The sequence below is a fragment of the Mycobacterium sp. genome (assembly GCF_025965855.1).
Lineage (GTDB): Bacteria > Actinomycetota > Actinomycetes > Mycobacteriales > Mycobacteriaceae > Mycobacterium.
Genome location: NZ_JAOPWB010000013.1, coordinates 1 through 24487, shown reverse-complemented (window position 1 = coordinate 24487; position 24487 = coordinate 1). Strand labels below are relative to the sequence as shown.

Annotated in this window: 25 protein-coding genes and 1 pseudogene; 7 read left to right on the top strand and 19 right to left on the bottom strand. The window is 68.8% G+C overall.

All coding sequences use genetic code 11. The features are described 5' to 3' along the window. Together JWP83_RS01165 and yajC are read right to left on the bottom strand one after the other, a co-directional pair. Positions 1–435: pseudogene (locus tag JWP83_RS01165) on the bottom strand (protein translocase subunit SecD); the annotation flags it as partial. 74 nt (positions 436–509) lie between these two features. Beyond that, positions 510–854 (bottom strand): preprotein translocase subunit YajC, encoded by a 345-nt coding sequence (gene yajC / locus JWP83_RS01160; protein WP_297724904.1) that lies wholly within the window; start codon positions 852–854, stop codon positions 510–512. 160 nt (positions 855–1014) lie between these two features. Here yajC and gabT point away from each other — a divergent pair, with 160 nt between their 5' ends. Both gabT and car read left to right on the top strand, forming a co-directional pair. Continuing rightward, entirely contained in the window at positions 1015–2364 is a 1350-nt protein-coding gene (gene gabT / locus JWP83_RS01155; RefSeq protein WP_297724901.1) for a 4-aminobutyrate--2-oxoglutarate transaminase, read from the top strand. A gap of 129 nt (positions 2365–2493) precedes the next feature. Continuing rightward, the gene (gene car / locus JWP83_RS01150; protein WP_297724897.1) at positions 2494–6000 is read left to right on the top strand and encodes a carboxylic acid reductase; all 3507 of its coding nucleotides are present in this window, start codon (positions 2494–2496) and stop codon (positions 5998–6000) included. 1 nt (position 6001) lies between these two features. Here car and JWP83_RS01145 read toward each other — a convergent pair whose 3' ends face one another. The 6 genes from JWP83_RS01145 to ruvC all read right to left on the bottom strand — a co-directional run bounded on the left by JWP83_RS01145 (position 6002) and on the right by ruvC (position 10356). Next, on the bottom strand, positions 6002–6721 hold the full coding sequence (locus tag JWP83_RS01145) for a hypothetical protein (RefSeq protein ID WP_297724894.1): 720 nt from the start codon (positions 6719–6721) through the stop codon (positions 6002–6004). 123 nt (positions 6722–6844) lie between these two features. Next, positions 6845–7231, bottom strand: coding sequence for a DUF1304 domain-containing protein (locus JWP83_RS01140; protein ID WP_297724892.1), 387 nt, complete (start codon positions 7229–7231; stop codon positions 6845–6847). Positions 7232–7399: 168 nt separating this feature from the next. Next, the gene (locus tag JWP83_RS01135; protein WP_297724890.1) at positions 7400–8071 is read right to left on the bottom strand and encodes a hypothetical protein; all 672 of its coding nucleotides are present in this window, start codon (positions 8069–8071) and stop codon (positions 7400–7402) included. Positions 8072–8141: 70 nt separating this feature from the next. Then, positions 8142–9188, bottom strand: coding sequence for a Holliday junction branch migration DNA helicase RuvB (gene ruvB / locus JWP83_RS01130; protein WP_297724888.1), 1047 nt, complete (start codon positions 9186–9188; stop codon positions 8142–8144). Beyond that, positions 9185–9793, bottom strand: coding sequence for a Holliday junction branch migration protein RuvA (gene ruvA, locus JWP83_RS01125; protein WP_297724885.1), 609 nt, complete (start codon positions 9791–9793; stop codon positions 9185–9187). Before ruvA ends, ruvB begins: the two co-directional genes overlap by 4 nt. Continuing rightward, positions 9790–10356: a crossover junction endodeoxyribonuclease RuvC gene (gene ruvC, locus JWP83_RS01120; protein WP_297724882.1), complete on the bottom strand. Its 567-nt coding sequence runs from the start codon at positions 10354–10356 to the stop codon at positions 9790–9792. The genes ruvA and ruvC overlap by 4 nt, the downstream gene beginning before the upstream one ends. A 141-nt stretch (positions 10357–10497) precedes the next feature. Here ruvC and JWP83_RS01115 point away from each other — a divergent pair, with 141 nt between their 5' ends. The 5 genes from JWP83_RS01115 to JWP83_RS01095 are packed head-to-tail and all read left to right on the top strand — an operon-like array spanning position 10498 to position 14118. Then, complete coding sequence (locus JWP83_RS01115; RefSeq protein WP_297724879.1) at positions 10498–11109, top strand: DUF4178 domain-containing protein; 612 nt, start codon at positions 10498–10500, stop codon at positions 11107–11109. Positions 11110–11119: 10 nt separating this feature from the next. Next, positions 11120–11632 (top strand): DUF2617 family protein, encoded by a 513-nt coding sequence (locus JWP83_RS01110; protein ID WP_297724876.1) that lies wholly within the window; start codon positions 11120–11122, stop codon positions 11630–11632. Next, on the top strand, positions 11629–12060 hold the full coding sequence (locus JWP83_RS01105) for a DUF4247 domain-containing protein (RefSeq protein ID WP_297724873.1): 432 nt from the start codon (positions 11629–11631) through the stop codon (positions 12058–12060). Before JWP83_RS01110 ends, JWP83_RS01105 begins: the two co-directional genes overlap by 4 nt. A 22-nt stretch (positions 12061–12082) precedes the next feature. Then, positions 12083–12538: a DUF350 domain-containing protein gene (locus JWP83_RS01100; protein WP_297724870.1), complete on the top strand. Its 456-nt coding sequence runs from the start codon at positions 12083–12085 to the stop codon at positions 12536–12538. Beyond that, entirely contained in the window at positions 12535–14118 is a 1584-nt protein-coding gene (locus JWP83_RS01095; protein ID WP_297724868.1) for a polyamine aminopropyltransferase, read from the top strand. The genes JWP83_RS01100 and JWP83_RS01095 overlap by 4 nt, the downstream gene beginning before the upstream one ends. Positions 14119–14124: 6 nt before the next feature. On the opposite strand, the gene JWP83_RS01090 is transcribed toward JWP83_RS01095, so the two are convergent. From JWP83_RS01090 to thrS, 11 genes are all read right to left on the bottom strand, one after another. Further along, the gene (locus tag JWP83_RS01090) at positions 14125–14877 is read right to left on the bottom strand and encodes a YebC/PmpR family DNA-binding transcriptional regulator (protein WP_297724865.1); all 753 of its coding nucleotides are present in this window, start codon (positions 14875–14877) and stop codon (positions 14125–14127) included. A 135-nt stretch (positions 14878–15012) separates the two neighbouring features. Further along, a complete protein-coding gene (gene pdxT, locus JWP83_RS01085; protein WP_297724862.1) occupies positions 15013–15609 on the bottom strand; it encodes a pyridoxal 5'-phosphate synthase glutaminase subunit PdxT in 597 nt (198 codons plus the stop codon). A 7-nt stretch (positions 15610–15616) separates the two neighbouring features. Then, positions 15617–16462, bottom strand: coding sequence for an acyl-CoA thioesterase II (tesB, locus tag JWP83_RS01080; protein WP_297724859.1), 846 nt, complete (start codon positions 16460–16462; stop codon positions 15617–15619). A 9-nt stretch (positions 16463–16471) separates the two neighbouring features. Beyond that, positions 16472–17392, bottom strand: coding sequence for a pyridoxal 5'-phosphate synthase lyase subunit PdxS (gene pdxS, locus JWP83_RS01075; RefSeq protein ID WP_297724910.1), 921 nt, complete (start codon positions 17390–17392; stop codon positions 16472–16474). 209 nt (positions 17393–17601) lie between these two features. Then, on the bottom strand, positions 17602–17913 hold the full coding sequence (locus JWP83_RS01070; protein ID WP_297724856.1) for a DUF732 domain-containing protein: 312 nt from the start codon (positions 17911–17913) through the stop codon (positions 17602–17604). Between the two features lie 158 nt (positions 17914–18071). Continuing rightward, positions 18072–19130, bottom strand: a complete 1059-nt coding sequence (locus JWP83_RS01065; protein ID WP_297724853.1) for an NUDIX domain-containing protein — start codon at positions 19128–19130, stop codon at positions 18072–18074. Next, the gene (locus JWP83_RS01060) at positions 19130–20266 is read right to left on the bottom strand and encodes a glycosyltransferase family 4 protein (protein WP_297724850.1); all 1137 of its coding nucleotides are present in this window, start codon (positions 20264–20266) and stop codon (positions 19130–19132) included. Before JWP83_RS01060 ends, JWP83_RS01065 begins: the two co-directional genes overlap by 1 nt. After that, positions 20266–21186, bottom strand: coding sequence for a phosphatidylinositol mannoside acyltransferase (locus JWP83_RS01055; RefSeq protein ID WP_297724907.1), 921 nt, complete (start codon positions 21184–21186; stop codon positions 20266–20268). The genes JWP83_RS01060 and JWP83_RS01055 overlap by 1 nt, the downstream gene beginning before the upstream one ends. A 47-nt stretch (positions 21187–21233) precedes the next feature. Next, entirely contained in the window at positions 21234–21866 is a 633-nt protein-coding gene (gene pgsA, locus JWP83_RS01050; RefSeq protein ID WP_297724848.1) for a phosphatidylinositol phosphate synthase, read from the bottom strand. Positions 21867–21948: 82 nt separating this feature from the next. Next, positions 21949–22515, bottom strand: coding sequence for an HIT domain-containing protein (locus JWP83_RS01045; protein ID WP_297724845.1), 567 nt, complete (start codon positions 22513–22515; stop codon positions 21949–21951). Further along, the coding region (gene thrS, locus JWP83_RS01040) for a threonine--tRNA ligase (protein ID WP_297724842.1) at positions 22508–24487 on the bottom strand (1980 nt) is incomplete at its 5' end. The genes thrS and JWP83_RS01045, both read right to left, overlap by 8 nt.

The window sequence follows — 24487 nt, the reverse complement described above, 5'->3', positions numbered from 1 at the left end:
AGGCGCCGGGCCGCCCGCGGGCGCCTGGGCCGGGGGTTTGGGCTGAGCCGGCTGCGCCGGCATCGAGTTGAGCACCGGCCGGATATAGAGGCGAGCCGTCTGTCCGAGGTTGCGGGCCTCGTTGCCTTCGTTTCCGGGCACCGTGATGACCAAGTTGTCACCGTCCACCACGACTTCCGAACCGGAGACGCCCAGCCCGTTGACCCGCGCGCCGATGATCTGCTGGGCCTGCGCCAACGCCTCCCGGCTGGGCCGGGAACCGTCCGGAGTGCGGGCGGTCAGCGTGACGCGGGTGCCGCCCCGAAGGTCGATGCCGAGCTTGGGCGCGGCTCGCTTGTCGCCGGTGAGGAACACCAGCAGATAGACCCCGATCAGCAGGAACAAGAAAACCGACAGGTAGCGGGCAGGGTGCACCGGCGCCGAAGACGATGCCACGTTCCTCGTATCTCCTTGAGAATCGGTTTCTTATCCCCGAAGAGCCTACGTGTCGGCCCGTCGCGCAAGCGGGCCTACCGGCCCGGGTCGGTCAGTCCCTCGGATTCTTCCAAGTCGTCGGCGGTCCCAGCGTCCCCGTCGTCGAGGTCTTCCGGCTCGTCGGGCAGGATCTTGTCGCGGACGGCCAGCTTCATCCACGTGGTGACCACGCCGGACGCGATCTCCAGCTCGACGGTGTCGTCGGTGATGGCGACGACGGTGGCCTCCAGCCCGGACGTGGTGTGCACCCGGTCGCCGGGCCGCAACGACTCGTGCAGGTCGATGGTGGCCTGCGTCGCCCGCTTTTGGCGGCGCGAAGCGAAATACATGAAGCCGCCCATGATGAGCACGAACGGCAAGAACAAGACCAAACTCTCCATCGCCCGCCTGTCTTTCCTGTTGATGTTTCGGGGCTCGAAACGACCAGTAACGGCCAGTCTGCCAGCACCGCAGGTCGCCAACGACCGAGCCCGCTGAGTCGCGGCCGACCAGATAGGCTTTACGCGCGACGTGACAGGCGCGCCGCGGTGAGGAGGACTCGTGGCCAGCCTCGAGCAGAGTCGCCAGCTGGTCACCGAAATCCCTGGTCCCACATCGCTGGAACTGAACAAACGCCGGGCCGCGGCGGTGTCCCACGGCGTGAACGTCTCCCTGCCGGTCTTCGTCGCGCGCGCCGGCGGCGGCATCGTCGAGGACGTCGACGGCAACCGGCTCATCGACCTGGGTTCCGGCATCGCGGTCACCACGATCGGCAATTCGTCGCCCCGGGTGGTGGACGCGGTGCGCGCGCAGGTCGCCGACTTCACGCACACCTGCTTCATGGTGACGCCGTACGAGGAGTACCTCGCCGTCGCCGAGGAGCTCAACCGGATCACCCCGGGCTCCGGCGAAAAGCGCTCGGTGCTGTTCAACTCCGGTGCCGAGGCGGTCGAGAACGCCGTCAAGGCCGCGCGCGCCTACACCCGCAGGCCCGCGGTGGTGGCGTTCAACCACGCCTACCACGGGCGCACCAACCTGGCGATGGCGCTGACCGCCAAGTCCATGCCCTACAAGAGCGGCTTCGGGCCGTTCGCGCCGGAGATCTACCGGGCCCCGCTGTCCTATCCCTATCGGGACGGTCTGCTCGACAAGGAACTGGCCACCGACGGCGAAAAGGCGGCCGCGCGGGCCATCCGGGTGATCGAAAGCCAGGTCGGCGCCGACAGCCTGGCCGCCGTGCTGATCGAGCCGATCCAGGGCGAGGGCGGATTCATCGTTCCTGCCGAGGGGTTTTTGCCGGCCCTGCTCGACTGGTGCCGCAAGAACGACGTGGTGTTCATCGCCGACGAGGTGCAGACCGGGTTCGCGCGCACCGGCGCGATGTTCGCCTGCGAGCACGAGGGCCCGGACGGTCTAGAGCCCGACCTGATCTGCACCGCCAAGGGCATCGCCGACGGGTTGCCGCTGTCGGCGGTGACCGGCCGGGCCGAGATCATGGACGCCCCGCACGTCGGCGGCCTGGGCGGCACGTTCGGCGGCAACCCGGTGGCGTGCGCGGCGGCGCTGGCCACCATCGCGACCATCGAGAGCGACGGCCTGATCGAGCGGGCCCGGCAGCTGGAACGGCTGATGACTGAGCCGCTGCTGCGGCTGCAGGCGGCCGACGATCGGATCGGCGATGTTCGCGGCCGCGGCGCGATGATCGCCGTAGAGTTGGTGAAGCCGGGAACGGCCGACCCCAACCCCGAACTGACCGAAGCGCTTTCGACGGCGGCCCACGCGGCCGGGGTCATCGTGCTGACGTGTGGGATGTTCGGCAACGTCATCCGGCTGCTGCCGCCGCTGACCATCAGCGACGAACTGCTGACCGAGGGCATCGACGTCCTGAGCCGGCTCCTCGCCGATCTCTAGCCCGGTGTGCAATGTCACATCCACGGCGGGCCGGTAGAGGATTACCGTTAGTTTAACTAACGTTCTATCTGTCAGCGCAGCGTCGCGCGACCTAACCACTTAATTCTTATGCGTTAAAAGGGAATCGCTATGTCGACCACTGCCCAGGAGGAGCGGCTCGCACGCCGCGTCGACGACCTCACCGCCAACGACCCGCAGTTCGCCGCCGCCAGGCCGGACCCGGCGGTCGCCGAAGCCCTTGGACAGCCCGGGCTGCGACTGCCCCAGATCATCCAGACCGTCCTGAACGGTTACGCCGAGCGACCGGCACTCGGGCAGCGCGTCGTCGAGTTCGTCAAGGACTCCACGACCGGACGCACGACTCTGGAGCTGCTCCCCCGCTACGAGACCATCACCTACCGCGAGCTGGGCGACCGGGTCGGCGCACTGGCCCGCGCCCTGACCCATGACTCGGTCCAAGCCGGCGACCGGGTGTGCGTGCTGGGCTTCACCAGCATCGACTACGCCACCATCGACGTGGCGCTCGGCACGATCGGCGCCGTGTCGGTTCCGCTGCAGACCAGCGCGGCGATCACGCAGCTGCAGCCGATCGTGACCGAGACCGAGCCCAGCGTGATCGCGGCCAGCGTGAATCAGCTGAGCGACGCCGTCGAGCTGATCCTGAGCGGACACGAAGCCGCACAGCTCCGCAAACTCCTGGTCTTCGACTACCACCCCGAGGTCGACGACGAGCGCGAGGCCGTCGAAACCGCCCGGGCGCGGTTGGCCGACACCGCCGTCACCGTCGAGGCCCTGGCCGACCTCCTGGAGCGCGGGAGCGCGCTGCCCGCGACACCGAGTGGCGGCCCCGCCTTGGAAGATTCAGCCGACCCCCTCGCCCTGCTGATCTACACCTCCGGCAGCACCGGCGCGCCCAAGGGCGCGATGTACCCGCAGAGCAACGTCGGGAAGATGTGGCGCCGGTCGGACCGGACCTGGTTCGGGCCCAGCGCCGCGTCGATCACCCTCAACTTCATGCCGATGAGCCACGTCATGGGGCGCGGCGTTCTCTACGGCACGCTCGGCAACGGCGGCACCGCCTACTTCGCGGCCCGCAGTGACCTCTCCACGCTGCTCGAGGACCTCGAGCTGGTCCGGCCCACCGAGCTGAACTTCGTGCCGCGGATCTGGGAGACCCTGTTCGGCGAGTTCCAGCGCCAGGTCGACCGCGGGCTGTCCAATGGCGCTGCGGGCCCCGAGGCCCGCGAGACTGTCGAGGCCGAGGTCCTCGACGAGCAGCGGCAGTACCAGCTGGGCGGGCGGTTCATCTTCGCGATGACGGGCTCGGCGCCCACCTCCCCGGAGCTGAAGGCCTGGGCCGAGTCCCTGCTCGAGATGCATCTGCTGGACGGTTACGGGTCCACCGAGGCGGGGATGGTCTTGTTCGACGGCGAGGTGCAACGCCCGCCGGTCATCGACTACAGGCTGGTCGACGTCCCGGACCTGGGCTACTTCTCCACCGACCGGCCGCATCCGCGCGGCGAGCTGCTGCTCAAGACGGAGAACATGTTCCCCGGCTACTACAAGCGGCCCGAGGTCACCGCGGGCGTGTTCGACCCCGACGGCTACTACCGGACCGGAGACGTCGTCGCCGAGGTCGGCCCCGACCGGCTGGTCTATGTCGACCGCCGCAACAACGTGCTCAAGCTCGCGCAGGGCGAGTTCGTCACCGTCGCGAAGCTCGAGGCGGTGTTCGGCAACAGCCCGCTGATCCGGCAGATCTACATCTACGGCAACAGCGCGCACCCCTACCTGCTCGCGGTCGTGGTGCCCACCGACGTGAGTGCGTCGAAGTCCGCGATCGCCGATTCGCTGCAGAACGTCGCCAAAGAGGCCGGCCTGCAGTCCTACGAGGTGCCGCGCGACTTCATCATCGAGACCACGCCGTTCAGCCTGGAGAATGGCCTGCTGACCGGCATCCGCAAGCTGGCGTGGCCGAGGCTGAAGCAGCACTACGGCGAGCGGCTGGAACAGCTGTACGCCGAGCTGGCCGAGGGCCAGGCCAGCGAGCTGAGCGAACTGCGCCGCGGCGGCGCCGACGCCCCGGTCCTGCAGACCGTCAGCCGCGCCGCGGCCGCCATGCTGGGAGCGGCGACCAGCGACCTTGCGCCCGACGCGCACTTCACCGACCTGGGCGGGGACTCGCTTTCCGCGTTGACCTTCGGCAACCTGCTGCGCGAGATCTTCGACATCGACGTGCCGGTGGGCGTCATCGTCAGCCCGGCCAACGACCTGGCGGCCATCGCCGCCTACATCGAGGCCGAGCGCAAGGGCACCAAGCGGCCCAGCTTCGCCTCGGTGCACGGCCGCGACGCGGTCGAGGTGCACGCCGGCGACCTGACGCTCGACAAGTTCCTCGAGGCGTCGACGCTGGCCGCCGCGCCGGATCTGCCGAAGCCCACCTCCGAGGTGCGCACCGTGTTGCTCACCGGCGCAACGGGTTTCCTGGGTCGCTACCTGGCCCTGGAATGGCTGGAGCGCATGGACCTGGTCGACGGCAAGGTGATCGCGCTGGTGCGGGCCAAGTCCGATGAGGAAGCGAGGAGTCGTCTCGACAAGACCTTCGACAGCGGCGACCCGAAGCTGCTCGCGCACTACCAGCAACTCGCGGCCGATCACCTCGAGGTGCTCGCCGGCGACAAGGGCGAGGCCAACCTCGGCCTGGACCAGCAGACCTGGCAACGGCTGGCCGACACCGTCGACCTGATCGTCGACCCCGCGGCCCTGGTCAACCACGTGTTGCCGTATAGCGAGCTGTTCGGCCCGAACGCGCTGGGCACCGCCGAGTTGATCCGCATCGCGCTGACGACGAAGATCAAGCCGTACACCTACGTCTCGACGATCGGGGTGGGTGACCAGATCGAGCCGTCACGGTTCGTCGAGGACGCCGACATCCGCGAGATCAGCCCGACGCGCCGGATCAACGACAGCTACGCCAACGGCTACGGCAACAGCAAGTGGGCCGGCGAGGTGCTCCTGCGCGAGGCCCACGACCTGTGCGGGCTGCCGGTCGCGGTGTTCCGCTGCGACATGATCCTGGCCGATACCACCTACGCCGGCCAGCTCAATGTCCCCGACATGTTCACCCGGATGATGCTGAGCCTGGTCGCCACCGGCGTCGCGCCCGGTTCGTTCTACGAGCTGGACGCCGACGGCAACCGCCAGCGTGCGCACTACGACGGCCTTCCGGTCGAGTTCATCGCCGCGGCGATCTCCACGCTGGGGGCCGCCGAGGGTTACCAGACCTACCACGTGATGAACCCCTACGACGACGGCATCGGGATGGACGAGTACGTCGACTGGCTCATCGACTCCGGCTGCGCCATCCAGCGCGTCGCCGACTACGGCGAGTGGTTGCAGCGGTTCGAGACCAGCCTGCGTGGGCTGCCCGAAAGGCAGCGCAACGCCTCGCTGCTACCGCTGCTGCACAACTACCAGAAGCCCGAGAGGCCGATCGACGGCTCGATGGCACCGACCGATCGGTTCCGTGCGGCGGTCCAGGACGCGAAAATCGGCCCGGACAAAGACATTCCGCACGTCTCGCCGCAGATCATCGCCAAGTACGTCAGCGACCTGCGACTGCTCGGACTGCTCTGACTCAGGCTTCAGGATGCGGCCAGCGCAAGTACGCCGCGTTCGGCGACCCCGCCTCCGCGCGCTGGCGGCGCCAGCCACGCTTCGGCTCGCGTTCCGACCCGTACCGATCCACCCGCGGCTTGGTCAGCGCGCCCGATGACACCGCGGGCGACTCCTCCGGCCCGGACAGATACGCCGGTTCGCTGTACGACGGTTCGGCCTCCCGTGCGGCACGCGCCTCTTCCACGCGTGCCAGCGCTTCGACATCAGTCGCCAGGCGGACCGCAAGGCGCGCTATGGCGACGCCACCCACGAAGACAATCAGCGCGCCGAGACCGGAGAAGTATGAAACTTCGAGCGCGGCCCGTTTGCGGTCGGTCGCAGCAATCGGATCGCCGGCGGAACCGATGCCCAGCATCGGGGCGACCTCACGACCGATCACAAACCATGCGCCGGCCAGCACTGCCAGCGAGCCGCCCAACATCGCGGTAATTCGATTTCCCGAGAAGATCAGCAGCAGACCCCCCACGGCGGTCGCGGCTCCCGGAAGTACGTCGAGCCAGCCCCGGGCTGTGCTCCACGCCCAGTCCTGGTCGGGCGTGTAGGCGAAATTGAAGTGGGGACCGACAAACGGTATCAACGCACCCCATGCACCCAGAATGATCAGGATTAGTCCACTCAGCGCGCCGCGCGAGCGTGGCATCCACAACGCGCTTGGTCGGCCACTGTGTGCGTTTTTCATTAAGTCTCCTCGATAGACGCCGGGCTACTTCAGCATCGGCTACATACCCCGACAGTCGCGGATGTAACCCGCGCGGCCCGAAGCGGCGGCGTTTCGTGACCAGTGAGGTTGCTGGGTCTGGTGTTACCAGGAAAGGCCGAGCACCAGGAACACGATGGCGATCACCGGCAGTGTGCCCTGGATCAGCGCGGCCCGCGCCTTGCCCGGCGCGGACAGCAGGAGCACGATCGCGGCGGCGGCCATGGATCCCACGCCGGCGAAAACGAGCGCGACCCCGACGGCCGTGTCTCCCATGACCACTGGGGGAATGCCGAGGATGGTGACGATCGCCAGGAACAGGTTGTAAAAGCCCTGGTTGAAGGCGAGCACCCTGGTGGTCTCGGCTTCCTCGGCCGTCGTGCCGAAGATGGCGCGGGTGCGTGGCGAGGTCCAGGTCAGCGACTCCATCGTGAAGATGTAGACGTGCAACAGGGCTGCCAACCCGGCGAATACCAACCCGGCGGTGAGCATCGCTCCTCCTCGCTAGTCGAACGACCAGGGCTGGCCGAGCGTGTCGGCGCCGATCATCGTCAAGAACAATACCGACCCGCCATTGCGGGGAGTGCTCGTACGCACGACGGTATCGGTAGCCGACCCTGAGGTGGGCTACCGATACCGCGCGTTGTCAGCGGGCTCGCGCTAAACGCCGGCGTGGTGGCGTCGGCGGAACAGGCCACCCCCGACGCGCCGGTGGAATAGGCCGCGCCCCGTGCGCCCGGCTGGTGACGCGTCGTCCACGGCCGGATCCCGTGCCGGCACATCGGCCGCGGCCGCCGGCGTCGGCCCGGTCGCCATCGCCGACGGTTCGGTCACGACGACGTCTCGGACGTCTCGCGCATGCCGAACCGCCACGCGCGCCACGGCGGCGCCGCCGAGAAACACGATCAGCGCTCCCAGACCGGTGAAATAGGTGACCTCGAGCAGGGCCCGTTTCAGGTCCGTCGCAGCCACCGGCTGACCGACGTCCCCGATGTGCAGCGTCGACGCGAACGCCCGGCCGACCACGAACCAGGCGCCGGCGAAGACCGCCAGCCAGCCGCCGAACATGGCGCTGGCGCGATTTCCGGAGACCAGCAGGACCAGGCCGCCCACGGCGGCAGCGACCCCGGGCAACACCTCCAGCCAGCCTTTCGCGGCCGTCCACGTCCATGCCGGGTCGGCCATATACGCCCAGTTGATGTTGGGTCCGATGAACGGTATCAACGCACCCCAAGCACCCAAGAGGATCAGGAGCAGCCCGCTCACCGCACCGCGGGTGCGTGGCATGTACGGCGCGCGGGGGCGTTCATAGTCTGGGGCGGTGTGCCTCATCAGATTCTCCTCCGACAAGCGGTTACTGATGCTGATCCGGGTACCCGCGCCAGCGGTGACGTAACCGGCTCTAGTCGAACAAGCCCGTTTGCCCGAGCCCGACGGCCCCGGCCGGCGGCGCCAGGCCGAGGTGCGTCCAGGCCTGCGCGGTGGCCACCCGGCCGCGCGGGGTGCGCGCGAGCATGCCCGCCCGCACCAGGAAGGGCTCGCACACCTCCTCGACGGTGGCGGCCTCCTCGCCCACCGCCACCGCCAGCGTCGAAACCCCGACCGGGCCGCCGCCGAAGCCGCGGGTCAACGCCGACAGCACCGCCCGGTCCAGCCGGTCCAGCCCCAGCTCGTCGACGTCGTAGACCGCCAGCGCGGACTTGGCGACATCGCGGGTGATCACGCCGTCGGCGCGCACCTCGGCGAAGTCCCGGACCCGGCGCAGCAGCCGGTTGGCGATGCGCGGCGTCCCCCGGGCGCGTCGCGCGATCTCGGCGCCGGCGTCGGCGCCCAGCTCGATGCCGAGGATCCCGGCGGAACGCGCCAGCACCCGCTCCAGCTCGGCGGGCTCGTAGAAGTCCATGTGCGCGGTGAAACCGAACCGGTCGCGCAGCGGGCCGGTCAGCGCGCCGGACCGGGTGGTCGCGCCGACCAGCGTGAAGGGCGCCACCTCCAGCGGAATCGACGTCGCCCCGGGCCCTTTGCCGACCACTACGTCGACCCGGAAGTCCTCCATCGCCAGGTAGAGCATCTCCTCGGCGGGCCGCGCGATGCGGTGGATCTCGTCGATGAACAGCACGTCGTGCTCGACCAGGTTGGACAGCATCGCGGCCAGGTCGCCGGCGCGTTCGAGCGCCGGACCGGACGTCACCCGCAACGACGAGCCGAGCTCGGCCGCGATGATCATCGCCAGCGAGGTCTTGCCCAGTCCGGGCGGACCGGACAGCAGGATGTGATCCGGTGTGCCGCCGCGGTTCTTGGCCCCCTCGATGACCAGCTGCAGCTGTTCGCGCACCCGCGACTGACCGATGAACTCCCGCAGCGAGCGGGGCCGCAGGCTGACGTCGATGTCGCCCTCGCCGACGGTCAGGGCCGAGGAGACGTCGCGTTCGGAGTAGTCGTCGGTCATCGGGACTTACCCAGCAGCGACAGGGCGGCCCGCAACGTACTGGATGTCGTCGCGGCCCCACCATTTTCGTGATCGCCGGCCAGCACCTTGTCGGTGGCCTCCTCGGCATTCTTGGCCGCGAAACCCAGACCGACCAAGGCCTCCACCACGGGGTTTCGCACCGCGTTGCCGTTGATCGCGGGCGCGCCCGAGGAGGAGCCGCCAGCCGGGCAGACTTTGTCGCGTAACTCCAATACCATCCGCTCGGCGCCGCGTTTGCCGACGCCGGGCACCCGGGTCAGCGCGGTGACGTCGCCGTCGTGCAGCACCTGACGCAAAGCGGAGGCGTCGTGCACGGCCAGCGTCGCCATCGCCAGCCGGGGCCCCACCCCCGACACCGACAGCAGCGTCAGGAACAGGTCGCGGGTACCGGCGTCGGTAAACCCGTACAACGTCATCGAATCCTCGCGCACGATCATCGCGGTGACCAGCCTGGCCTGGCTCCCCTGCCGCAGCGTCGCCAGCGTCGACGGCGTCGCGTTGACCCGGTAGCCGATGCCGGCCGCCTCGATCACCACATGGTCGAGTGCCACCTCGAGCACCTCGCCGCGCACCGAGGCGATCATCGGGCGGCCCTGACCTTCGCTGCCAGCTTGGCCCGGTACGCGTGACGCTGCTGCGCGGCCAGGGTCTCCGCCGCGGCCATCCGCGCGATCATCGGCGCCCGCCAGCAGTGGCAGATCGCCAGGGCCAGCGCGTCGGCCGCGTCGGCCGGCGTCGGTTTGGCTTGCAACGCAAGGATTTTGGTGACCATCGCCGTGACCTGTGCCTTGTCGGCGGCCCCGTTGCCGGTGACCGCGGCCTTCACCTCGCTGGGCGTGTGGAAGTGCACGTCGATGCCGTGTCTGGCCGCCGCCACCGCGACCACGCCGCCGGCTTGCGCGGTGCCCATCACCGTCGTCACGTTGTGCTGGGAGAAGACCCGCTCGATGGCCACGACGTCCGGTCGGTGGGTGGCCAGCCAGTGCTCGACGGTGTCGCTGATGGCCAGCAATCGCTTGGGCAGCGGCGCGTCCGACGGGGTGCGCACCACATCGACGTCGAGCGCGACGACGTTACGCCCGCGCCCGCTTTCGACGACCGACAGCCCGCATCGAGTCAGCCCGGGATCGACACCCATCACACGCATTGCCGGCTCCTTCGTACGAACAGCTGTTCGAGAGCCTAACCGGCGGGACCGACGGGATCCCGCAGGACACGCTGCGGCGGGACAAAAGCTGTTAACTTATAGCCCACGTTCGCTCTAGCACTGTGGCAACGGAAGGTTGGCGTGGGAACACTCCTGGTCGTCCTCGCGGCGGTGCTGTTCATCGCGTCCATCGTGGTGCTGGTGATCGCTTTGCGGCGGCCCAAGAAGCAAGCCCGGCCGGGCGGGCGCCAGGATCCGCTGTCCTTTGACGCGATGCCGCAGTTCGGGCCCCGCCAACTCGGGCCCGGGGCCATCGTCAGCTACGGCGGCGTCGACTATGTGGTCCGCGGGTCGGTGACGTTCCGCGAGGGCCCGTTCGTGTGGTGGGAGCACCTGCTGGAAGGCGGCGACCAGCCGATCTGGTTGAGCGTCGAAGAGGACGACGGGCGCCTGGAGCTGGCGATGTGGGTGGCCCGCAAGGACCTTTCGTTGCGGCCCGGCGACCAGTACGCCGTCGACGGCGTGACGTTCCACGAATCGGAGCGCGGCCGGGCGTCCTACACCACCGAGGGCACCACCGGCCTGCCGGCCGGCGGTGAGATGGAATTTCTCGACTGCACCAACGCCGACGAGACCGCCCTGCTCTCGTTCGAGCGCTGGGCCCCGGACATGCCCTGGGAGATTTCGACGGGCAAGTCCGTGCTGGCCGGGGAGCTCACCGTCTACCCGGCGCCCCCGCCCGCGGCCCCGTAGGAACAGGTCGGTGCCCCTTCATCAGCTCGCGGTGACTCCGGCGGACGTATCCGGGGAACGGCTCGGGCTCGTGCTCAACGCGCCCGCACCCGCGCCGCTGGCCACCTGTTCCCTGCAGCATCCCGACGGCGGTGCGCTGGCGCTCGGCGTACTCGGCGCTTCGCACGTCGTCGCGGTCGAGCACGCGAAAGGCCGCTTCTCCGAGCAGGTTTCCTGCACCGCCCGCGGCCGCGGAGTCGACCTGCCGGCGCGAACCGACGCGCCCGGCTACCGTTTGCGCTCCCGCACCGAAACGCACGACGAGGCAAGCTTCCGCCGTCTGGCCGGCGAGCTTCGCGAACAGTGCGCGCGGCAACCGGGCTGGCTCGGGGGCACGTTCCCCGGCGACGACGCCGCGCTGACCGCCCTGGCCGCCGAACCCGACGGCGCCGGGTGGCGGTGGCAGACCTGGCACCTGTACCCGCGGCGTCCCCTGGGGTCGGGAGGCGTGGTGGTCCACACGGCAAGCCGGTGGCGCCCATGAGCCGCAATCGCCTGTTCCTGATCTCCGGAGCCCTGGCCGTCGCCGCCGTCGTGTCGCTGATTTTCGGAATCATCTTGCAGCAGAAGAATATTGCGTCCTACATCGCGAGCCACTATCACGAGTACTCCCGTGATGTGAACGGAACGCGCTACCAGTGCACCGGATCGCCCGAGCAGGTGGCCGACACCCTCGCCGACTATGAGACCCCCGAGGCCCGCAGCGCCAACGGCAACAGCGAGTACCTGCGCTACAGCAACAACATCGTGATCGTCGGTCCCGACGGCAACTACCCGTGCAGCATCCGCGTCGAACCGCTGAGCGCCGGTTACAGCCACGGCGCGTTCATCTTCCTGGGCCCCGGGTTCAGCCCCGGATCCCCGTCGGGCGGCGCCGGCGGAACCCCCGGCGGCCCGGGCGGAACCAAGTGACGCAAACGCAAAGGAGACAACCATGTACCTCGCCGTCGAGATCGGCAACGTCGACCTCAATCCGGTCTTCAAGGGCGCAGTCGCGACGATTCTGTACTTCGCGGTCGGTATGGCGGTGCTGATCGTCGGGTTCTTCATGGTCGACCTGTTGACCCCGGGCAAGCTGCGGCAACTGGTGTTCGTCGATCGCCGCCCCAATGCCGTCGTCGTGGCGGGCGCGATGTACATCGCGCTCACCATCGTCATCATCACCGCGATCGCCAACAGCTACAGCCAGCTGGGTCAGGGACTCCTCGGAGTGGCGGTGTACGGGCTCATGGGCGTGATCCTGTTGGGGATAGCGCTGTTGACGATGCATCTGCTGATACCGGGCGACTTCCACGAGCACGTCGGCGAGCCCACGCTGCATCCCGGGTCGTTCGCGGTGGCCCTGATATTGCTGGCCGTGGGAGGGGTGACCGCCGCGGCGGTGTCATGACGTCGGTTGAGTTGCCGGTGCCCGGCGCGGTCCGGCCGACGGAGGCTTCGGGACGGTGGCGCGCGGTGCTGCTGGCCGCCGTGGCGGCCTGCGCGGCCTGCGGCATCATCTACGAACTCGCGCTGCTGACGCTGTCGGCCAGCCTCAACGGCGGGGGCATCATCGCCACGTCGCTGATCGTCGCGGGCTACATCGCGGCGCTGGGCGCGGGCGCCCTGTGTGTCAAGCCGCTGCTGGCGCACGCGGCGATCGCCTTCATCGCCGTCGAGGCGCTGCTGGGCATCATCGGCGGCCTGTCGGCGACGGCGCTGTACACGGTGTTCGCGTTTCTGGACGGCTCGGTCGGCTCGACGTGGGTGCTGGCGGCGGGCACAGCCCTGATCGGCGGCCTGGTCGGCGCCGAGGTGCCGCTCCTGATGACGCTGCTGCAGCGCGGGCGGGCGGCCACAAAAACCCCAGCCGCGGATGTCGGCCGCACGCTGGCCAACCTCAACGCCGCCGACTACCTGGGCGCGTTGCTGGGCGGCCTCGTCTGGCCGTTCCTGCTGCTGCCGCACCTGGGCATGATCCGCGGCGCGGCGGCCACGGGCATCATCAACCTGGCGGCGGCGGCCGTCGTGGCGATCTTTTTGCTGCGCCGCGTCGTTTCCACGCGCCAACTGGCGACGGCGCTGTGCGCGCTGGCCGCCGCGCTCGGGCTGCTCGCCACGCTGCTGGTGCGCTCGGCCGACATCGAGACGACAAGCAGGCAAAGGCTTTACGCCGATCCGATCGTCGCCTACCGGCACACGCCCTATCAAGAGATCGTGGTGACCCGGCGCGGCAACGACATGCGCCTCTACCTCGACGGGGGCCTGCAGTTTTCCACCCGGGACGAATACCGCTACACCGAAAGCCTGGTCTACCCCGCGCTCGGGAACGGGGCGCGCTCGGTGCTGGTGCTCGGCGGCGGTGACGGCCTCGCCGCGCGCGAACTGCTGCGCCAGCCCGGCATCGGCAAGATCGTGCAGGTCGAGCTCGACCCAGCCGTGATCGACCTGGCGCGCACCACCATGCGCGACGCCAACGGCGGCTCGCTGGACAACCCGCGCGTCCAAGTCGTGATCGGCGACGCGATGACGTGGCTGCGTGGCGGCTCTGACAGCTTCGATGCGGTCATCGTCGACCTTCCGGACCCCGACACACCCGTGCTGGGCCGCCTGTATTCGGCCGAGTTCTACACGCTCGCCGCCCGCGCGCTGGCGCCGGGCGGGCTCATGGTCGTGCAGGCGGGCAGCCCGTTTTCCACGTCGACCGCGTTCTGGCGCACGGTCTCGACGATCCGGTCCGCCGGCTACGCGGTGACGCCGTACCACGTGCACGTGCCGACCTTCGGGGACTGGGGCTTCGCCCTGGCACAGCGCGCCGACGCCGCGCCGGAACCGAGGGTGCCGGCCGACGCGCCCGCGCTGCGTTTCCTCAACCAGCGGGTGCTCGACGCGGCCACGGTGTTCTCCGGCGACATCGGGCCCCGCCCGCTCGAGCCGTCGACCCTGGACAATCCGCGCGTCGTCGAGGACATGCGGCACGGCTACGACTAAGCCGGTTCACTCCTCGATCTGGCCCAAGACCTCGTCGGGGATGTCGGCGTTGGTCCAGACGTCCTGGACGTCGTCGCTGTCTTCCAGCGCGTCGACCAGCCTCATGACCTTTTGGGCGCCGTCGGCGTCGAGCGGCACGGTCACCGACGGTTGGAACCCCGCCTCGGCGGAATCGTAGTCGATGCCGGCGTCCTGCAGCGCGGTGCGCACCGCGACGAGATCGCCCGGCTCGGTGATGACCTCGAAGCTGTCGCCGAGATCGGTGACGTCCTCGGCCCCGGCTTCCAGCACCGCGGTCAGCACGTCGTCCTCGGTCAGGCCGTTCTTCTCCAACGTGACCACGCCCTTGCGCGAGAACAGGTAGGCGACCGACCCGGGGTCGGCCATGGTGCCGCCGTTGCGCGTCATCGCCACCCGCACCTCGCTGGCGGCGCGGTTGCGGTTGTCGGTCAAGCACTCGACCAGCACCGCCACGCCGTTGGGCGCGTAGCCCTCGTAGGTGATGTTCTGCCAGTCGGCGCCGCCGGCCTCCTCGCCGGCGCCGCGCTTGCGGGCCTTCTCGATGTTGTCGTTGGGCACCGAGCTCTTCTTGGCCTTCTGGATGGCGTCGTAGAGGGTGGGGTTGCCCGCCGGGTCACCCCCGCCGACGCGGGCCGCGACCTCGATGTTCTTGATAAGCCGGGCGAACATCTTTCCGCGGCGGGCGTCGATGACGGCCTTCTTGTGCTTGGTGGTGGCCCACTTGGAATGGCCGCTCATCGGTGTCTCTTACCTCTTCTTTTGCATTCTGGTGCTCGACAAGTCGCCCAACGAGTCTACGTGGACGCCCAGTGTGGGCCCTACGTACGTGATCGGCCCTGAATTCGTCCATGGGCCCCACGCTCGCCGGGCGGGTCAGGCCACTCCGTTGACGATGTCGACGAACATGTGGTGGACGCGACGGTCGCCGGTCATCTCCGGGTGAAAGGCGGTCGCCAGCACCTGTCCCTGCCGCACCGCGACGACGTGCCCCGCCGCCCGGGCCAGCACCTGCACCCCGTCGCCGGTGCGCTCGACCCACGGCGCGCGGATGAACACCGCGCGCACCGGCCCGTCGAGACCCGCGAACGGCAGGTCGCCCTCGAACGAGTCCACCTGCCGACCAAAAGCGTTGCGCCGCACCGTCATATCGATCGCGCGCAGCGGCAACGCCTGGCGCCCCCGGGCGCCGGCGTCGAGAATCTCGGTGGCCAGCAGGATCATGCCGGCACACGCGCCGTAGGCCGGAAGCCCGTCGGCCAGCCGCCGCCGCAACGGCTCGAGCAGCTCCAGATCCAGCAATAGGTGACTCATCGTCGTGGATTCGCCGCCGGGAATGACCAGCCCGTCCACCGCCTCCAGCTCGCTGCGGCGGCGAACCGGCATCGACTCGGCTCCGGCCTCGCGCAGCGCGGCCAGGTGCTCGCGGGTGTCGCCCTGCAGCGCCAAGACCCCGATCTTCGGCGCGCTCACGGGAAAATCATTGCCCGTGCGTCTGGTATGCGCGCGCGAAGCGGGTGAGGCCCTCCTGCATGACCGCGGCGACCATCTCCCCGTACTGGTTGAAGATCTTGCCCTGGCAGAGCGCGCGACCGCCGCAGGCCGACGGCGAGGACTGGTCGTAGAGCAACCACTCGTCGGCCCGGAACACCCGCATGAACCACATCGCGTGGTCGAGCGACGCCACCTGCAGATGCTCGCGTTCATCGAGGTGAGTGACCTGCGCCGAGCCCAACAGCGTGAGGTCGCTCATGTAGGCCAGCGCGCAGATGTGCAGCACCGGGTCATCGGGCAGCGGGTCGCGGTGGCGAAACCACACCTGCTGCTGGGAGGCCTTGCCGGGCACGAGCTTCAGCAGCTCCCGCGGCACGATCCGCACGTCCCACTCCTCGAACTGACGGAATCCGGCGTCGTCGAACACCTTCATGGAGCTCAACCCGGGCAGGCCGTCGGGCGGCGGCGCCGCCGGCATCGCGTCCTGGTGGTTGATGCCTTCCTGGTCGGTCTGGAATGACGCCGACATGGAAAAGATGGTTTCGCCGTGCTGGATGGCGTTGACCCGGCGGGTGCAGAATGAACCGCCGTCGCGGATGCGTTCGACGATGAACACCGTCGCCGCCTTGGCGTCTCCAGGCCGCAGGAAGTAGCCGTGCAGCGAGTGCACCAGGAAGCGCGGGTCGACGGTGCGCACCGCCGACACCAGCGACTGCCCCGCTACGTGGCCGCCGAAGGTGCGCTGAAAAAATCCCGAGTCCGGGCTGAACACGTTTCCCCGGTAGATGTTGACCTCGAGCTGCTCGAGATCAAGGATCTTCTCGATCGACACAGAACGTTCTTACCAGCCGCGCTCGGCCAGTCGATGCGGCTGCGCGATCTCCTCCACGTTGATGCCCACCATCGGCTCGCCCAGCCCGCGCGACACCTTGGCCAGTACGTCTGGATCGTCGTAGAAGGTGGTGGCCTTGACGATCGCGGCGGCGCGGTGCTCGGGTGCGCCGGACTTGAAGATGCCCGAGCCGACGAACACGCCCTCGGCGCCGAGCTGCATCATCATCGCCGCGTCGGCGGGGCTGGCGATGCCGCCGGCGGTGAACAGGGTGACCGGCAGCTTGCCGGCCCGGGCCACCTCGACGACCAGCTCGTAGGGCGCCTGCAATTCCTTTGCCGCGACGTACAATTCGTCCTCGGTCAGCGACGTCAGCCGGCGGATCTCGCCGCTGATGGCCCGCATGTGCGTGGTGGCGTTGGAGACGTCACCGGTGCCGGCCTCGCCCTTGGAGCGGATCATGGCCGCGCCCTCGCCGATGCGCCGCAGCGCCTCGCCGAGATTGGTCGCGCCGCACACGAACGGCACGGTGAACTTCCACTTGTCGATGTGGTGGGTGTAGTCGGCGGGAGTCAGCACCTCGGACTCGTCGATGTAGTCCACGCCGAGGCTCTGCAGGATCTGCGCCTCGACGAAATGCCCGATGCGCGCCTTCGCCATCACCGGGATGGTCACGGCGGCGATGATGGCCTCGATCATGTCGGGGTCGCTCATCCGCGACACCCCGCCCTGGGCGCGGATGTCGGCCGGCACCCGCTCCAGCGCCATCACCGCGACGGCGCCGGCGCCCTCGGCGATGCGGGCCTGCTCGGGCGTGACGACGTCCATGATGACGCCGCCCTTGAGCATCTCGGCCATGCCGCGCTTGACGCGCGCCGTTCCCGTCTGATTGATCTGGCCCGACTGTGCGGCGCTGGCGGCGCTGTCCATTGGCGTGTTCTCTCCCTCAACCATTGCGCTTCCACTCTAGTGGTGTCCGACAAACGAGTTTTTCCAGCTCGGATGGTCGCCGAGACCGTCCGCTCGCTGGGCGTTGGCACCGGTGACGGCGCTGAAGCGCTTACGGCGGGAGAATGCCGAATTGCGACGGGCAACGCGATTTTGAAGACCGCTTCGGCGTCCCGAGGCGGTTCACGCTGTCATGTGCAAAGGCTGGGGGCGTCGCACACATTGCCGGGACAATAAGTCGAGTGTGCGGCGTCGACCATGGTTCCGACGTCTAACAACGTAACGCCCTTTGCGTCCAGGTTGGCGTGGATCTCGTCGGCAATCTGTTGCGGCTGCCAGCCCCAAGTGAGGTCGTAGCAAATGAGGTGTGCCTCCCCGATGAGCGCATGCTCGGTCTTGGGCGGCCAAGTCAGGCCGACGGCGCGCAGTTGTGCGAGGTAGGCGTCGTCAGCGGGATTGGCAGTCGCAATCGCAGCGCTACCGAGCAGGGCAGCGCCAGCCATCATGGGGATGGCAAGTCTGACCGGCCAGCGAGGTGAGGGCATTCGATTCCCTTCCGTTCTTGTAGGCGTTAGCAAGGCCGCGAATGGTGTGCGGGTCCACAACAGCAAAAATATGAAGAGAACAATAGCCAAAGTGCGAAAAAGCGGCTGCTCGTAATTCAGAGGATGGGCTGCGGCACCCGGGCTGCGCCGTTGTCGGCAGCGCCATCCGCCAGCCGGTTGGCCGCCGCCAACAGCTCGCCCAGTTGCCGCGGGTACACCTGCTCGCCGGCGGCGGTCAGCTCGGCGATGTCGGTCGCGTCGCACCACCGGGCGCCGTGAATGTAGCTGCGTTCCAACTCGGTCCGCCCCGCCAGGGACGGCTCGAACCGGCGAGTCCGGTGGACCAGGTAGAACTCCTCGCTCTGGATCAGCGAGCCGTTGAACTCGAAGACCTCGTCGCGGCGCCAGACGGGCCCGATCATGTCGGCCGGCGCGACCCGCAGGCCGGTCTCCTCGGCCAGCTCCCGCGCGGCGGCCTCGACCAGCCGCTCGCCGCTTCCCACCTCGCCGCCCACGGTGACCCACCACCGGGGCGCGGCCCCGTCGCGAAACGCAGGGTTCGCCGGGTCCGACCCGCACAGCAACAGCACGGCGCCGGACTCGTCGAGCAGCACGACGCGCGCCGAGGTGCGGTGGTTGGGCACGCCCGGCACGCTCAAGCCGCCGTGCGCCAGCGCGTGCGGCCGCTCGACGATTTCGAAATAGCTTGGCAGCGCGGCGGTTCCGCCGAGCCGAACGGCGCGCACCAAGGGTCGTTCGGCCAGCGCCAGGGTGTCCCGAACGGCGTCGTTGTGGAACCGGCGGGCCAGCACCACGCGGGCCTCGGCGTCGGCCAACTCGGCGATCAGACCGGCCGGCAGCGACGCGGGATCGACCATCGCAAGCGCGGCCGATAGCTCGTTCTCCGCGATCTCACGGGCCTGCCGCGGCGCGCATTCCGCGGCGTCGGCCAGCGCCGCCAGCCGCCTGCCCTCGGAAGAACTCCCATACCCGTCGATCGCCACGGCACGCGCCACCACCGCGCGTCGCGCCAGCGCGCCGTCGAGCGCCTGCCACGACAGGTCGTAGCGGACGTGGAGCCGGTCGAGCCGGTTGGCCGTCCGGTATGCCCAGGCCCCGGCCACGGCCAGCACCACCACTAGCGCCACGGCGATGGCGATGACGAGCCACGTCATCAGCTGGCCACCTGGACCTTGGCGCCAGACCCGGCGACCGTCTCGTACACCCGCATGATCTGGCTGGCCACCACCGACCAGTCGTAGCGGCGGACCGCCGCCGAACCGGCCGCCACATAGCGTTCCCGCAGCACGTCGTTCTCCAGCACCTCGATCAGCGCATCGGCCAGCGCGGCGCCCTGTAACTCTGGGGGGCCGACCGGCACCAGCCGCCCGCATTCGCCGTCGCACAACACGCGCCGGAAGGCATCCAGGTCGCTGGCCACCACGGGGGTGCCGGCGGCCATCGCCTCGACCAGCACGATCCCGAAGCTCTCCCCTCCCGTGTTGGGCGCGCAGTAGACGTCGGCGCTGCGCATCGCCGATGCCTTCCCGGCATCGTCAACCTGGCCGAGAAAGCGTAGGTGGTCCGCTAATTCGCCTGCCTGGTCCCGCAATTCGTCCTCGCCGCCGCGCCCCACGATCAGCAACTGCACGTCCGGGTTGCGCTCGACCACGCGGGGCAGCGCGTCGAGCAGCACCGCCACGCCCTTGCGGGACTCGTCGTAACGGCCCAGGAACAGCACCGTCTTGCCCGGCCGCGGATACCCGTCCAGCCGCGCCGCCACGGCGAACGACTCCACGTCGACCCCGTTGGGGATCTCCACCGCGTCGGTGCCCAGCGCCTCCATCTGCCAGCGCCGGGCCAGGTCGGACACCGCGATCCGGCCCACGATCTTCTCGTGCATCGGCCGCAGGATGCCCTGGAAGACCGTCAGGGTCAGCGATTTGGTGGTCGACGCGTGAAACGTCGCCACGATCGGCCCCTCGGCGATGTTCAGGGCCAGCATCGACAGGCTAGGCGCGTTGGGCTCGTGCAGGTGCAGCACATCAAAGTCACCCAGCATGAGCCACCTCTTCACCTTGCGGTGGGTGGCCGGGCCGAACCGCAGCCGGGCCACCGAGCCGTTGTAGGGAATCGGGACCGCCTTGCCGGCGGAGACGACGTAGTCGGGCAGCGAGGCGTGCGGCGACACCGGTGCCAGCACGCTGACCTCGTGCCCGCGGGCGCGCATCACCTCGGCCAGCTGCAGGACATGGGACTGCACCCCGCCCGGCACGTCGAACGAGTACGGACAGACCATCCCGATGCGCATCAGGTTTCCCCGGGCCGGGCCAGTTTCGCCCGCCTTTCAGTGGACAGGTCCGCCAGCCACTGCGGCTGCATCATGTGCCAGTCCTCGGGGTGGACGGCGATGTTCTTGGCGAACTGATCGGCCAGCGCTTGGGTGATGGCGTGGACGTCGCCGCTGCGGCAGTCCAGCGGCGGCTGTATATCGCAGCCCCAGCCGTCGCCCTCGAACCAGCAATGCGACGGCAGCAAGGCCGCCCCCGTCGCGATCGCGAGCTTCGCGGGCCCCGCCGGCATCCGGGTGGGTTCGCCGAAGAACTCGACCTCGACACCGGTGCGGGTCAGATCGCGCTCGGCCATCAGGCACACCACCCGGTTTTCCCGCAGGCGGTCGCACAACACCTCGAAGGGCGGTCGTTCGCCGCCGGACAGCGGGAGCACCTCGAAGCCGAGTGTCTCGCGATAGTCAATGAAACGCCGGTACAGCGACTCCGGCCTGAGGCGCTCGGCGACGGTGCTGAAGGTGCCGCGGGTCTGCGCCAGCCACACCCCGTTGATATCCCAGTTTCCGCTGTGCGGCAACGCCAAGACGGCGCCGTGGCCCGCGGCCAGCGCGGCATCCAGATTGTCCTGCCCGAACACCGAATCGTCGATCCTATGGGCCAGCGCGGGCAGGTTCATCGTCGGCAGCCGGAAGGCCTCCCGCCAGTAGCGGCCGTAGGAGGCCAGCGAGGCGCGCATCAGCGCGTCGGGCACCTCATCCGGCGCGACGCCGACGACGCGGGCCAGGTTCCTGCGCAGCTGATCCGGGCCGCCGCGCCGGGCCGCGTAACGCGCCCCGGCGTCAAATGCGTTGCGGGCGGCGAACTCCGGCATCGCCCGCACGGCCATCCAGCCGGTCGCGTACGCCCAGTCCGTCGCGGTGCCGGTCACCAGGCGACTCATCCTGCGGCGTGGCGCCCCTATCGCGTTGAGGCCGGGCCTGGTGCTGATCACGGCATGGGCTCCGTCGCGCCGGGAGAAGTCCGCACCGCGTGCAACCGCTGCACGCAGGTGATCACGCTGGCCACGGCCAGTACCCACATCGCCACCGGCAACGCGGGTGGCCAGGCAATGAAAGGAAAGTCCGACACGCCTGCGCCGACCAGCACGATGATCAGCCGTTCCGGCCGTTCGATGATGCCGCCGTCGCCGCGCAGTCCGCTGGCTTCGGCCCGGGCCTTGATGTAGGAGATCACCTGCGAGGTGACCAGGCAGATCAGGGTCGCCACCACCAGCAGCTTGTCGTGCAGGCCGAAGGCGATCCACCACAGGAGCCCGCAGAACACCGCGCCGTCGCTGATTCGGTCGCAGGAAGCGTCCAACACCGCGCCGAAGCGGGTCCCGCCGCCCCTTTCCCGGGCCATCGCCCCGTCGAGCATGTCGAACAGCGCAAAGAAGCAGACCACGCACGCCCCGGCGAACAGCTTGCCCATCGGGAAGAGTGTCAGCGCCCCCGCCACCGCGACGAGGGTGCCCAGGACGGTGACCGCATCGGGGGTCAATCCCACCCGCAGGCACGCCCGTGCGGTCGGCGTGGTGAGCCGCGCGAACGCCGCCCGCGACAGGAACGGCACCTTACTCATGAGCGTCGCTTCTCATCATCGCTTCGTCCCCCTCGCCGCTTCGCGGCCGGGGGTGCCCCCACTGCATCGCCGCCGCCGCGACTCACTGCTGTGCCCACTCCGTGGCCAGCAGCTGGCGAGTATCGCGCAGCAGCTGCGGGATCACCTTGGCGCCGCCGACGATGGTGATGAAATTCGCGTCGCCACCCCAGCGCGGCACGACGTGCACGTGCAGATGCTCGGCCAGCGAGCCCCCGGCCGACGTTCCGAGGTTCATGCCGACGTTGAAGCCGTGCGGCCGCGACACGTTCTTGATGACGCGAATTGCCTTCTGGGTGAAGGCCATCAACTCCGCACTCTCCGCGTCGGTCAGGTCCTCGAGCTCGGAGACCCGCCGGTAGGGCACCACCATCAGGTGCCCGGGGTTGTAGGGATAGAGGTTGAGCACGGCGTAGACGAGTGCGCCGCGCGCGACCACCAGGCCGTCCTCGTCGGACAGTTGCGGGATGTCGGTGAACGGCTGCTCGGTCTTGCCTGAAGAGTTGGGGTCGCTCTTCGTCGGCGCCTCGGCTAGGTAGTTCATCCGGTACGGCGTCCACAACCGCTGCAGGTGGTCTTGCTCGCCGACCCCCCGGTCGAGGATGGTGTCGTCGCGTTCCTGGTCACTCACCGCCGGTTACCTTCACCAGTTCGGCTGTGGGAGACGTGTTTTCACGATCGGCGATCCAGTTCACGATCGCGTCGACGGCGCTGTTGCGATCCACGCCGTTGATCTGGGTACGGTCACCGAAGCGGAAGCTCACCGCACCGGCCTGCACGTCGCGGTCGCCGGCCAGCAGCATGAACGGCACCTTCTGGTTGGTGTGGTGGACGATCTTCTTGGCCATCCGGTCGTCGCTGGTGTCGACCTCCACCCGCACGCCGCGCGACTTCAGCTGGGCCGCAACGCTTTCCAGATAGCCCACGTGCTCATCGGCGACCGGGATGCCGACCACCTGAACCGGCGCCAGCCACGCCGGGAACGCCCCGGCGTAGTGCTCGGTGAGGATGCCGAAGAACCGCTCGATCGACCCGAACAGGGCGCGGTGGATCATCACCGGGCGCTGCCGGGTGCCGTCCGGGGCGGTGTATTCCAGCTCGAAACGCTCCGGGAAGTTGAAGTCCAGCTGGATGGTCGACATCTGCCAGGTGCGGCCCAGCGCGTCTTTGACCTGGACCGAGATCTTCGGGCCGTAGAACGCCGCGCCGCCCGGGTCGGGCACCAGGTCAAGCCCGGATTCGGCGCCCACCTCGGCCAGCACGTTGGTGGCTTCCTCCCAGGCCTCGTCGGAGCCGACGAACTTCTCCGGGTCCTTCGTCGACAGTTCGAGGTAGAAGTCGGTGAGGCCGTAGTCGCCGAGCAGGTCGAGCACGAACCGCAACAGCGAACGCAGTTCGTCGCGCATCTGGTCGCGGCTGCAGAAGATGTGGGCGTCGTCCATCGTCAGGCCGCGGACCCGGGTCAGCCCGTGGATGACGCCGGACTTCTCGAGGCGGTAGACCGTGCCGAATTCGAAGAGCCGCAACGGCAGTTCGCGATAGGACCGCCCGCGGGCCCGGAAGATCAGGCAGTGCATCGGGCAGTTCATCGGCTTGAGGTAGTAGTCCTGGCCCGGTTTACGCAGCGACCCATCCTCGTTGTACTCCGCGTCGATGTGCATCGGCGGGAACATGCCGTCGGCGTACCAATCCAGGTGACCCGACGTGTGGAACAGCTGGGCCTTGGTGATGTGCGGGGTGTTGACGAATTCGTATCCGGCCTCGGTGTGTTTGCGCCGCGAGTAGTCCTCGAGTTCCCTGCGAACGATGCCGCCTTTGGGATGGAAAACCGCCAGGCCCGAACCGATTTCGTCGGGGAAGCTGAACAGGTCCAGCTCCGCACCCAGCTTGCGGTGGTCGCGCCGCTGCGCCTCTTCGATCAGCTCCAGGTGGCGGTCGAGCGCCTCCTGCGACTCCCACGCGGTGCCGTAGATGCGTTGCAGGCTCGCGTTTTTCTGGTCGCCGCGCCAGTAGGCCGCCGAGCTTCTGGTCAGCTTGAACGCCGGGATGTGCTTGGTGGTCGGGATGTGCGGCCCCCGGCACAGGTCGCCCCAAACACGTTCGCGCGTGCGGGGATTGAGGTTGTCGTACGCGGTGAGCTCGTCGCCGCCGACCTCCATGATTTCTGCGTCACCGGACTTGTCGTCGACGAGTTCGAGCTTGTAGGGCTCGTCGGCCAGCTCGGCGCGCGCCTGGTCCTTGGAGTCGTAGACGCGCCGGTCGAACAGCTGGCCGTCCTTGACGATCTGGCGCATCCGCTTTTCCAGCTTGTCCAGATCCTCCGGCGTGAACGGCTCCGCCACGTCGAAGTCGTAGTAGAAGCCGTCGGTGATGGGCGGCCCGATGCCCAATTTGGCTTGCGGGAACAGGTCTTGGACGGCCTGGGCCAGCACGTGCGCGGTCGAGTGCCGGATGACGCTGCGGCCCTCGTCGGTGTTGGCCGGCACCGGGATAACCTCGGCGTCGGCGTCGGGCACCCAGCTCAGGTCGCGCAGCTTGCCGTCGGCGTCGCGCACCTCCACGATTGCGTCGGGTGCCCCGCGCCTCGGCAGCCCGGCCTCACC